13 protein-coding genes are annotated in these 10,065 nt (G+C 36.1%); 4 read left to right on the forward strand and 9 right to left on the reverse strand.

Going from position 1 to position 10,065, the window contains the following annotated elements; all coding sequences use genetic code 11:
• Window positions 1-17: 17 nt before the first annotated feature.
• The 5 genes from IJF99_RS09270 to IJF99_RS09290 all read right to left on the reverse strand — a co-directional run bounded on the left by IJF99_RS09270 (window position 18) and on the right by IJF99_RS09290 (window position 4,568).
• Window positions 18-1,160, reverse strand: a complete 1,143-nt coding sequence (locus IJF99_RS09270; protein ID WP_292793189.1) for a toxic anion resistance protein — start codon at window positions 1,158-1,160, stop codon at window positions 18-20.
• 9 nt (window positions 1,161-1,169) lie between these two features.
• On the reverse strand, window positions 1,170-1,763 hold the full coding sequence (locus IJF99_RS09275) for a hypothetical protein (RefSeq protein ID WP_292793187.1): 594 nt from the start codon (window positions 1,761-1,763) through the stop codon (window positions 1,170-1,172).
• A 163-nt stretch (window positions 1,764-1,926) separates the two neighbouring features.
• Window positions 1,927-2,370 carry a D-aminoacyl-tRNA deacylase gene (gene dtd / locus IJF99_RS09280; RefSeq protein ID WP_292793185.1) on the reverse strand — a complete coding sequence of 148 codons (444 nt, stop codon included), beginning with the start codon at window positions 2,368-2,370 and terminating at the stop codon, window positions 1,927-1,929.
• Entirely contained in the window at window positions 2,367-3,608 is a 1,242-nt protein-coding gene (gene sstT, locus IJF99_RS09285; RefSeq protein ID WP_292793183.1) for a serine/threonine transporter SstT, read from the reverse strand. The genes dtd and sstT overlap by 4 nt, the downstream gene beginning before the upstream one ends.
• A 6-nt stretch (window positions 3,609-3,614) precedes the next feature.
• Window positions 3,615-4,568, reverse strand: a complete 954-nt coding sequence (locus tag IJF99_RS09290) for a malate dehydrogenase (RefSeq protein WP_292793181.1) — start codon at window positions 4,566-4,568, stop codon at window positions 3,615-3,617.
• A gap of 86 nt (window positions 4,569-4,654) precedes the next feature.
• Between IJF99_RS09290 and IJF99_RS09295 the strand changes: the two genes are divergently transcribed.
• Both IJF99_RS09295 and IJF99_RS09300 read left to right on the forward strand, forming a co-directional pair.
• The gene (locus IJF99_RS09295) at window positions 4,655-5,305 is read left to right on the forward strand and encodes a hypothetical protein (RefSeq protein ID WP_292793179.1); all 651 of its coding nucleotides are present in this window, start codon (window positions 4,655-4,657) and stop codon (window positions 5,303-5,305) included.
• 94 nt (window positions 5,306-5,399) lie between these two features.
• Window positions 5,400-6,197 carry an amidohydrolase family protein gene (locus tag IJF99_RS09300; protein WP_292793177.1) on the forward strand — a complete coding sequence of 266 codons (798 nt, stop codon included), beginning with the start codon at window positions 5,400-5,402 and terminating at the stop codon, window positions 6,195-6,197.
• Window positions 6,198-6,228: 31 nt separating this feature from the next.
• Here IJF99_RS09300 and IJF99_RS09305 read toward each other — a convergent pair whose 3' ends face one another.
• Genes IJF99_RS09305 through IJF99_RS09315 form a run of 3 tightly spaced genes read right to left on the reverse strand, consistent with a single transcriptional unit; the run spans window position 6,229 to window position 8,391 of the window.
• Complete coding sequence (locus IJF99_RS09305) at window positions 6,229-6,648, reverse strand: NUDIX domain-containing protein (protein WP_292793175.1); 420 nt, start codon at window positions 6,646-6,648, stop codon at window positions 6,229-6,231.
• A gap of 44 nt (window positions 6,649-6,692) precedes the next feature.
• Window positions 6,693-7,694 (reverse strand): GGGtGRT protein, encoded by a 1,002-nt coding sequence (locus IJF99_RS09310; RefSeq protein WP_292793173.1) that lies wholly within the window; start codon window positions 7,692-7,694, stop codon window positions 6,693-6,695.
• A 4-nt stretch (window positions 7,695-7,698) separates the two neighbouring features.
• A complete protein-coding gene (locus tag IJF99_RS09315; RefSeq protein WP_292793171.1) occupies window positions 7,699-8,391 on the reverse strand; it encodes a hypothetical protein in 693 nt (230 codons plus the stop codon).
• A gap of 131 nt (window positions 8,392-8,522) precedes the next feature.
• Here IJF99_RS09315 and IJF99_RS09320 point away from each other — a divergent pair, with 131 nt between their 5' ends.
• Window positions 8,523-8,819, forward strand: coding sequence for an antibiotic biosynthesis monooxygenase family protein (locus tag IJF99_RS09320; RefSeq protein WP_292793169.1), 297 nt, complete (start codon window positions 8,523-8,525; stop codon window positions 8,817-8,819).
• Window positions 8,820-9,007: 188 nt separating this feature from the next.
• The gene (locus IJF99_RS09325; RefSeq protein ID WP_292793167.1) at window positions 9,008-9,790 is read left to right on the forward strand and encodes an NAD(+)/NADH kinase; all 783 of its coding nucleotides are present in this window, start codon (window positions 9,008-9,010) and stop codon (window positions 9,788-9,790) included.
• Here IJF99_RS09325 and IJF99_RS09330 read toward each other — a convergent pair.
• Window positions 9,787-9,963 carry a hypothetical protein gene (locus IJF99_RS09330; RefSeq protein ID WP_292793165.1) on the reverse strand — a complete coding sequence of 59 codons (177 nt, stop codon included), beginning with the start codon at window positions 9,961-9,963 and terminating at the stop codon, window positions 9,787-9,789. The two genes, IJF99_RS09325 and IJF99_RS09330, sit on opposite strands and share 4 nt — an antisense overlap.
• Between the last annotated feature and the right edge of the window lie 102 nt (window positions 9,964-10,065).

The following is a 10,065-nucleotide window of genomic DNA, read 5'->3' on the forward strand; positions in this document are numbered from 1 at the left end:
AATGAATTATTTTGAATCTATTCAATTAAACTGCTGTTTGTAGTTTCAATTTTATCAACAACTTTCTGTCCGTCTTCAGCCATGTTTGAGAACAGATTAATTGTTTCCTTCATTTTAGGAAGTGCCTGTTCCTTATATGTGCTTACATCTTCAATGGCCTGAAGCGCTTCTGCAAATGATGCCTTTAACACGTCAGGAGATATCATGGCCTCAGCACTGTGCTTTTGAATTTCGCTTCCCTGTTCCTTAAGCATGTGTGAAGTTGTTTCTATGATGTTTTCGGTTGTTTCATTTAATATGGTGATTTTATCCATTACAAGCTTTTGGTCATACAGTGCACTTGCAACCATAACACCTGTTCTTAAAGCGGAAACTGTAACGTTTTTAGCACGGTTAACTCCACGGATAAGTTCCTTGTTGTTTCTTCTGATTACATTGAGAGATACAATTCCCTGTTGGTTTACAACTATCATTTGCTGCATGTCCATAATTCTTTGTCTTAGAGGGAAAAGGATTTCCTCACGGACATATGCGATTTTGTCAGGTGATACATCATTTAATTCTGCCTGCTGGATTTGCGCTTCAATGGATTCATCCATTTTCTTACCAAGCTCAATGTCTGCCAGAAGCTTATTTGTAACTTCTCTCAAGTAATTTTCTTCATTCAAAAGAGTGGTATTGTCATTTTGAAGTACTTTAGCACTGTTGTCCAATGATTTTATGATGTTTGAAATAGCAACTTCCGCCTTTTCGTATTTATCAAAGTATTTTCTAACAGGATTCAGCAAGTTTCCCAAAACTCCCTTTTTGGTAAAATCAATTTTACTTGGATCCAAATCCTTCATTTGCCTGTCCAATTCAGATAACTTGTCTCCAATATTGTCTGCATCCTTGCCCCCTTTAGACAAATCGACAAATCTTGTAGCCAACATTTCATTTCTAGACGCTGACTTTGACATGTCAGACATACCGAAGTTGTCCAGAGGCTTTAAAATACTTTCCCTTTCTTGAGGATTATTTAAATCAGCGTCAAAAATAGCAGTAGCATTTTGTTCTGCCTGATTTTTCAGATTGGAGTTTTCCAATTTTATTTCTTCCTCTTTTATTGTTGTTTCAACATCATTTTTTATTTCATCAATATCCAATGAAAATTCCGCCATTTTATCACCTTAATTTAAAAATTTAATTTTTCCTTGGTCTATTTTTGAGGTAAAGGAATCTATTGTCTTACCTTCCTTAATAATTTCTACAGTAACATGATCAGGATTTGGTTTTTTATATGTTGTGTAATAACCGAAAGTTATTGAATAGTCTGTATCATAATAGACATTTGACAATGTCTCGATTTCCTCACCGATTACAGTATCATTTTCATCATAATAGGTTGTCTTAATATTATAACCCTTTAAATTTGAAGGCACTTTATTAAATATTGCATCTGTGTATAATGAGTAACTCATTGGAGAAGCCGAACTACTGGAGTATCCATTGACTTCAGTAATGGTCAAATCAACTTCATGCTGGTTGTCTTCACTTGCCTGCTGGTTTCCACCAAGAGTCACAGAAAGAACAACTCCCGCAGCAACAATAATTACAATAGCTATCAAAACAAAAAGCAACTTGCCGTCTGGAAGCATACTGCCCACATTTGTTGAGATTGGCTGTTTTGATTCATTCTTATCAAAAAAATCATAACCGCAATTGCCGCAATAATGCGCTAGATTCGGTACTCTCTCACCGCATTCAGGACACTTTTTTGACATTCAATCACCTTCACAATTTTTCTACTGATTGTATTAAATCATAGATATACTATTATTTACTTTCTTTAATTTCCATAGATTTTTGCAATTCCATTCGAAATTAAATATCCATCAATAATTATTATATCATAAGACTTTTTAAAGTTTCGTATATATCGTGTTACTAATCTTCAAAATCCTTTTCTAGAATTATGGTTACAGGCCCATTGTTCAGCAAATCGACTTTCATGAACGCACCGAAAACTCCTGTTTCGACTTCCACATATTCCCTGCATTTTTCAGTGAAATAATCAAAAAGTTCTGTAGCCCTATCGGGAGACATGGCCCTGTGAAATGAAGGCCTATACTTTTTAACCTTCCCATATAATGTGAATTGAGGAACAAGTAAAAGTTTGCCTTTGATGTCAAGCAAAGATCTGTTCATTTTGCCGTCATCATCAGGAAATACTCTGAGTTTGGATACCTTACGGGCAAGATAATCGGCTTCCTTTTCACTGTCATTTTCACCGAAGCCCACCAAAACCATAAGCCCCTCATCGATTTTTCCTGTTATTTTACCCTCGACTTCCACACTGGCATGGGCAACTCTTTGAACTACCAATTTCATTTTGCAAATTCTCCCAGATAATTTACCGGCTCTCCACGTTTCATTCTGTCATGATATTCCGCCGTTGCTGAAAACAGTGCGTCACCGGCTGAGTTAAGTGCTGTTTCACATGAATCCTGGATGACTCCAATTATGAATCCTACAGCAACCGCCTGCATGGACACATCTACACCTATTCCAAACAGTGAACATGCCATAGGAATAAGTAAAAGTGATCCTCCTGCTACACCGGATGCTCCACATGCACCTAATGTTGAAATAAGACACAATGCAAGTGTGACAGGAAGAGGAACTACAATTCCCATAGTGTGGCATACCGCAAGAGTCATAACTGTGATTGTAACGGCTGCACCCTCCATGTTGATAGTTGAACCAAGTGGAATGCTTATTGAAAAGAAGTTTCTGTCAAGGCCAAGGCGTTCGCACAATTGCATATTGACCGGAATGTTTGCAGCGGAACTTCTTGAGAAAAATGCTGTAATTCCACTTTCCCTCAAACATGTAAATACAAGAGGATATGGGTTTCTGCGGGTAGCGACAGCTGAAATGATTGGATCTGTTACAAAAGCAACAAATGCAATGCATCCAACCAAAAGTGCAATGAGCTGGCCATACTGTGTAAATATTCCAAGACCGCTTTCAGAAACTGAAGTGAAAACCAAACCCATAATACCTATAGGTGCGAATTGGATTATTCCTCTAACGATTTTAGTTACCGCATCGGCGCAGTCTGTCAAAACCTCTTTGGTATTGTCGCTTGCAACTGATTTAAGAGCAATTCCGAATACTATTGACCAGAAGAGAATTCCCAAATACTGGCCTTCGGACAAAAGCTCTATAGGATTTGAAAATATGCCCAAAATCATTGAGCTCATCACTTCTCCAAGACCTCCAGGAGCGGTTGCAGTACTTGCTGCTGAAAGGTGAATAGTTACAGGAAACAAGTAACTTCCAAACACAGCTACAACTGCAGATAAAAATGTACTGAAGAGATAAAGAACAATTACAGTTTTAAACCTATCTCCAATACCGCTTCTTGCTTTTGATATAGCCGAAGATACTAAAACAAATACCAAAAGAGGAGCAATTGACTTAAGGGCACTTACAAACAGTTCACCCAGAAATCCAATGATTTCCCATTGGGGTACTACAACTCCCAATATAGCACCTATAATAAGACCAATGACTATCTTTAATATCAGACTTGATTCTGTCCATTTATTAATAAAATTGAACATAACTCCTTAATCTCCATTTAAAGAATTTAAAACCTCATTCGTAACTTCCTTAACAGCTTTTGCAGCTTCCCTAAATTCATGAAGTTCAAAGTCATTCATATGAATAGGAACAATCATGGCAATTCCCTTTTTAGACAAAACTGCCGGCACTCCCAAGGATACATCATAAACATCACCGACTTCCCCTTCCAAATAATTGGAAACAGTCAGAACCTTATGAGAATCAGCGATTATTGTTGAAATAAGATTCGAGATTGCATATGACGGACCATACTCAGTAGCTCCCTTTTTAGAAATGATAGTATTTCCTGCCTTTTTAAGCCTATTTACAAGTCTTGGAACCTCCATGTCCACAGCCTTTACGAAATATTTTAAAGGAATACCGCCTATTGTGGTTGAACTTAATAGTGGAACCATATGGTCACCATGCTCACCGATAACACGGGTGTGAACCTCAGAACTGTTGATGTTAATCTGTCTTGAGAAATATGTTTTCAGCCTTAAAGAATCCAGGTGGTTACCAATTCCTATAACTTTCTTCTTATCAAATCCTGATGCCTTAAGTGCAACGGTTGTCATGACATCTACAGGATTAGTTGCAATTAAAATAATGGAATCTGGAGCATGATTGGCAATTTCACGTGCATAATCATCTACAATTTTAGCATTTGGAATTGCCAAATCACGTCTGTTCATCCCTTCTTCACGAGGAATTCCTGCAGTAATAAGCACAATAGCAGAATTTTTCAAATCATCAAAATCAGAAGATGGTGTTAACTTGCAGTCAATGTCTTCTGCAGCCAGTGCGTCATACATATCAAATGATTCGCCCCTAGCCTTCTCGACACTTTCCGGTCTTGCAAACAAAACAATTTCATCAACTGTATCTGCTCTTGCAAGGGTAAAAGCCACATTTTTACCTATTACTCCAGTTGACCCCATAATACTTACTTTTACCATAGTAATATATTGTGAGTTAAAATAAAAATAACTTACGAATTTTTATATAATTTAAAAATTTAATATAACATAAACTAGGTGAAATTATGGCAGAACAGGAACTTAAGCTAGAAACCAAATGCTACGATGCTAACGAATACGGTTATCTTTATGGATTAAATCAAAAAATACCTGATGAGGAATTCGAAAAGGTAAAACCGTATTTCAGAAAATTCAAGAGAATGGATTTTGTAGAGGGCAATGTCCAGGTAACAGGAAGGCCTGAAGGATGGAGATGTCTTGAAAGTGACGTTCCCAAAGTAGAGGAAATACTTGGAATTACAAATACTCTCGAAAAAAGACAGAACAAGGTAAAGGAAGCCTTTGCAGATCCCATTAAAAAGACAAATCTCAAGGACAAATCATATGAATGGCTCAAAATGCTATTCGAAAGAACAGGAACTCGGCCTGAACAGGATCTCTCAAGACTTGCAGTCCATTCCACAAAAATGTATGACCCAGAAGACAGTTTCAAAAACGGATTTGAAAAGGGTGAAGGAGAACTGTTCATATATACTCCTCATGGAATGTGGTACATCATAAACAACAGCGGAGAATTTTCAGACTTAAGTTTGAACAATGTCAAGATACCTGATGGAGGTGCTGTTGGCCATAGGTTGATGTATGATGATTTGATTGACAGGATGATAAGAATATACACCGAAGAAAATGAGTATAGTGGTGAAAAATTATATTAACCACTACTCCTAAAAATTGGACATTAATTTTTAAGATAACTATTTATTAATTGATTGCTAATATTTTAATGTAATATTTAGGTGGTTTAATTATATGCAAAAAATTATAAATGCACATTGTCATATTTATCCGGAAAAAATAGCGGAAAAAGCAGTTTTAGGAATCAGAGACTTTTATGATTTGGACATGTCTTTAAATGGAAAACTCGATGATTTGATAAGAGACGGAAATGAGGTTGGGGTAACACACTATCTGGTCCATTCCGTTGCAACAACACCAAAGCAAGTCAAATCAATTAATGAATTTATTGCTGAAGCTGTTAACACACATCCTGACCTATTCAGTGGTTTTGGAACCCTTCATCCGGATAGTGAAGACATACAGGGCGATTTTGACCACCTAATTGAACTTGGCCTTAAGGGAGTAAAACTGCATCCTGATTTTCAGCAGTTTGCAATGAATGAAGATCGTGCATTTAAAATTGGTGAAGTCATAAGCGAAGCCAAAGTTCCAATGCAGGTTCACTGCGGAGACTTCAGATACAATTATTCAAATCCCGAACAGATTAAACCATTTTTAGACCAATTTCCAGAAATTCCATTCATTGGAGCCCACTTTGCTGGATGGAGCATGTGGGAAGATGCAACCAGCCAACTTGCAGGCACACCAAATTTATATGTTGATTTAAGTTCAAGCCTTTATGCCCTAACACCCGAAACTGCACTGGAACTGATTCATGCATACGGTACTGATAAGGTATTATGGGGCACAGATTATCCCATGTGGGAATCTGATAGCGAAATGGCATACTTCAATAAAATTGACTTAACCAAAAAAGAGCGTTCACAAATTTTTTATGAAAATGCTGCTAAATTATTAAAAATAGATTAAATTGTGACAAATTGTCACGGTTTAAAAATTCTTATTTTTTAGAGAATGCTTCAACTGCAGGTGGAGTTAACATTCCTTTAGAAATCATATCCTCAACTTCATCCCAGCTGAACCATCCATAATCATCATGTTCTTCACTAATAGTAACTTCATCACTCTGGCAGGTTACTTTCATAATCAGCTGGATTGATTTTACTTCCTCATTGGTTTTGCAGGCAGTATAATCCTTTCTAACTACATTCATAAGTGAATCTACATCAACTTCAAGACCTGTTTCTTCAAGGTATTCCCTTTTAAGGGCATTGTCAAAATATTCACATTTTTTGACTTTACCTCCAGGAATTTCCCATCTTCCGGCATCATGAGCAGACTTTGATCTTATTTTTAAAAGCAAATACTTTCCATTGAATTCACAGATTCCACGAACTGCCAAACCCCACATAGTAGCCATGATAATAACTTCCAAAAAAAAATAATTAAAAGGGATAAAATCCCCTATTTTTTCATTGCCTTTTCAACGGCCACTGCAACCGCTACGGATGCACCGACCATTGGGTTGTTTCCCATACCAATCAGTCCCATCATTTCAACGTGAGCAGGAACTGAAGATGAACCGGCAAACTGTGCATCGGAGTGCATTCTTCCTAAAGTATCTGTCATACCATAGGATGCAGGCCCTGCCGCCATGTTGTCTGGGTGTAGGGTTCTTCCTGTTCCACCGCCAGATGCAACTGAGAAGTATTTTTTACCTTGCAGGATACATTCCTTTTTGTATGTTCCGGCTACTGGGTGTTGGAAACGTGTCGGATTGGTTGAATTACCAGTGATAGATACATCAACACCTTCCAAATGCATGATTGCAACACCTTCACGCACATCATCAGCACCGTAGCATCTGACTTTTGCTCTTTCACCATCAGAATATGCCTTTTCTTTGACGACTTTTACTTCTCCTGTAAAGTAATCAAATTCAGTTTCAACATGAGTGAATCCGTTTATTCTTGAAATGATTAATGCAGCATCTTTTCCAAGACCGTTTAAAATAACCCTTAACGGCTTTTCTCTTACTTCATTTGCGGAATTTGCAATACCTATTGCTCCTTCAGCTGCTGCAAAACTTTCATGACCTGCAAGAAATGCAAAACATTCACTTTCATCACTTAAAAGCATTGAAGCGAGGTTTCCATGTCCAAGACCTACTTTTCTGTCATCCGCTACACTTCCAGGAATGCAGAATGCCTGAAGTCCTTCACCGATTGCCTTTGCAGCATCAGATGCTTTCTTGCAATCTGTTTTAATAGCTATTGCCGCTCCTAAAGTATATGCCCAGCATGCATTTTCAAAACAGATTGGCTGAACGCCTTTTACGATGTCATATGGGTCAAAACCTTTATCCAAACAAATTTGCTTAGCTTCCTCAAGGTCTTTAATATCATATTTTTCTAAAACAGGAATGATTTGATCGATTCTTCTTTCATAACTTTCAAATAAACTCATAATATCACTCCTTTCTAGGGTCTATTTTTTTAACAGCATCATCGAATCTTCCATATTGGCCGGTTGCCTTTTCTATTGCTTCCAATGGGTCAACGCCATCCTTGATAAAGTCAAGCATTACTCCCAGGTTGATGTATTTGTATCCGATGATTTCATCATCCTCATCAAGTCCAATTTCTGTAATGTATCCTTCTGTGAGTTCCAGATATCTTGGACCTTTCTCTTTTGTTGAATAGATTGTTCCTATTTGGCTTCTGTGACCTTTTCCCAAATCCTCAAGTCCGGCACCAATCTGAAGACCACCTTCTGAAAATGCGGATTGGGTTCTTCCATAAACAATCTGTAAGAATAATTCACGCATTGCAGTATTGATTGCATCACAAACAAGGTCTGTGTTTAAAGCTTCAAGAATTGTTTTGCCGACAAGTATCTCTCCAGCCATTGCAGCTGAATGGGTCATGCCTGAACATCCCAAAGTTTCAACCAATGCCTCTTCAATAATACCTTCCTTAACGTTTAATGTTAATTTACAGCATCCTTGTTGCGGGGCGCACCAGCCTATACCATGGGTAAAACCGGAAATATCTCCAATTTGTTTTGCTTTTACCCATTTTCCCTCTTCAGGAATTGGAGCAGGGTCATGATTTGCACCTTTGCGAACAAGACACATGTTTTCAATTTCTGTTGAATATATCATCGTTTTTCTCCAAATTTTAATATGATATAATATATTTGTTTTTTAATTAATGTATTTTTTGAAAAATAAAATAGAATAGCTTTAATAATATGAAAATATAATTATTCATAACAAATACTAGGTGAGTAGTTATGGATTTCATACTTGTTTTAGCAAATATTGAACCTAAAAATGGTTGCCAAGATAGCATTATTGAAGTTTCAAAAGAATTGATAGATGAATCTTTACTTGAAGAAGGTAATATTGATTATCAATTGTTAAAACCTATTGACAAAGATACATTAACTTTTGTTGAAAAATGGGAATCTTTAGATGCTTTAAAAAGACACATGGCTTCACCACATTTTTTAAACTTCTCTGAAGATACAGAGGAATTTGTTAAAAATATGACAATTCAAGTTATAGGTGCTGACGAACTCAACCTATAATCCTATTTTTTTATTTTGTGATGTAGATTTAACAGTAATAACTACTTATTTTATGCTTTTTCTTTTATAATTTTAATAACACGCCAATTTTAAAAATAGTTTTTAATATCAACCATTTGAATTATCGATTGTTCCTTAAAGCATTTCGATAGTAAATTTTTTAATGAATATTCGACATATCTAAAATCATGAAAGCCTACATTAATGCTGATGACACAAGACAAATTGCTTTGGACACCAAACAAAAAGTAATAGAAATATTTAAAGAACTAAAAATTGAAATTACCAATGACATTAACGATGCAGATATGATAATCTCAATCGGAGGAGATGGAACTTTCCTTAAATCCGCAAGACTATCAACCGGAAAGCCAATTGTAGGCATCAACACTGGAACACTGGGATATCTAACCGAAATATCTCCCATAAATATTAAAAAGGCATTCACCAATATTTTAGATGGAAAATATCACATTGAAGATAGAATTATGCTTGAAGGTGAAGTCATTAAAAAAAATGGAGATGTAATTAAAATACCGGAAAGCCTCAATGAAATAGCAATTTCAAAAAATGCATTTGGTGTCGTTAGATTTGATGCAATAATTAATGGAAAATTAATCAATTCATATACAGCAGACGGTATATTGGTATGCACTCCCACAGGCTCAACTGCATATAATCTCTCCTGCGGAGGACCAATAGTTGATCCAACGGCAAACATACTTACATTAACACCGATTGCGCCACACACAGTTTTAAACCGTAGCGTCATACTTTCAAAAGATTCCACAGTTGAAATTAAAATAACAGAGCTTAGAGAAAATACCTCTTCATATGTGGTGTATGATGGAATATCCATGGAAGTATTCAGCGGTGATGTAATAAGAATTAAAAAATCATACAAAATTACAAAAATAATCAAACTAGAAGAGAGAAGCTTCATAGATAATATACGTGAAAATATCAATTAATCAACTAGAATATCTTCTAATTCCTCAATTGATTTTCCTGTTTTTTGTGAAATTTCACTAAGAGAATCACCCGAATTAACAAGACACAACAGAATCTCACGAAAACCTTCACGAAAACCCTCTAGCTTACCTTTAGCTTCTTTTCTTTCCCCGTATTCATAAATTAAACTCATCCTATCACCAACAAGCCACATAATATGTTTTTATCTTCTGATTTTTCACAAATTTGTCAACAATGAGCTACTCCAAAAACTAAAAAAAAAATAAAAATAATA

The organism is Methanobrevibacter sp., from assembly GCF_017406825.1.
GTDB lineage: Archaea > Methanobacteriota > Methanobacteria > Methanobacteriales > Methanobacteriaceae > Methanocatella.

Excerpts from the sequence above, each read along its gene's own strand:
- IJF99_RS09310 (WP_292793173.1), bottom strand. The coding sequence starts at position 7,694 with ATGAGTTTATTTGAAAGTTATGAAAGAAGAATCGATCAAATCATTCCT.
- IJF99_RS09305 (WP_292793175.1), bottom strand. The coding sequence starts at position 6,648 with ATGGCTACTATGTGGGGTTTGGCAGTTCGTGGAATCTGTGAATTCAAT.
- IJF99_RS09330 (WP_292793165.1), bottom strand. The coding sequence starts at position 9,963 with ATGAGTTTAATTTATGAATACGGGGAAAGAAAAGAAGCTAAAGGTAAG.
- IJF99_RS09300 (WP_292793177.1), top strand. The coding sequence starts at position 5,400 with ATGCAAAAAATTATAAATGCACATTGTCATATTTATCCGGAAAAAATA.
- IJF99_RS09290 (WP_292793181.1), bottom strand. The coding sequence starts at position 4,568 with ATGGTAAAAGTAAGTATTATGGGGTCAACTGGAGTAATAGGTAAAAAT.
- IJF99_RS09295 (WP_292793179.1), top strand. The coding sequence starts at position 4,655 with ATGGCAGAACAGGAACTTAAGCTAGAAACCAAATGCTACGATGCTAAC.
- IJF99_RS09325 (WP_292793167.1), top strand. The coding sequence starts at position 9,008 with ATGAAAGCCTACATTAATGCTGATGACACAAGACAAATTGCTTTGGAC.
- sstT (WP_292793183.1), bottom strand. The coding sequence starts at position 3,608 with ATGTTCAATTTTATTAATAAATGGACAGAATCAAGTCTGATATTAAAG.
- IJF99_RS09270 (WP_292793189.1), bottom strand. The coding sequence starts at position 1,160 with ATGGCGGAATTTTCATTGGATATTGATGAAATAAAAAATGATGTTGAA.
- IJF99_RS09315 (WP_292793171.1), bottom strand. The coding sequence starts at position 8,391 with ATGATATATTCAACAGAAATTGAAAACATGTGTCTTGTTCGCAAAGGT.
- IJF99_RS09320 (WP_292793169.1), top strand. The coding sequence starts at position 8,523 with ATGGATTTCATACTTGTTTTAGCAAATATTGAACCTAAAAATGGTTGC.
- dtd (WP_292793185.1), bottom strand. The coding sequence starts at position 2,370 with ATGAAATTGGTAGTTCAAAGAGTTGCCCATGCCAGTGTGGAAGTCGAG.
- IJF99_RS09275 (WP_292793187.1), bottom strand. The coding sequence starts at position 1,763 with ATGTCAAAAAAGTGTCCTGAATGCGGTGAGAGAGTACCGAATCTAGCG.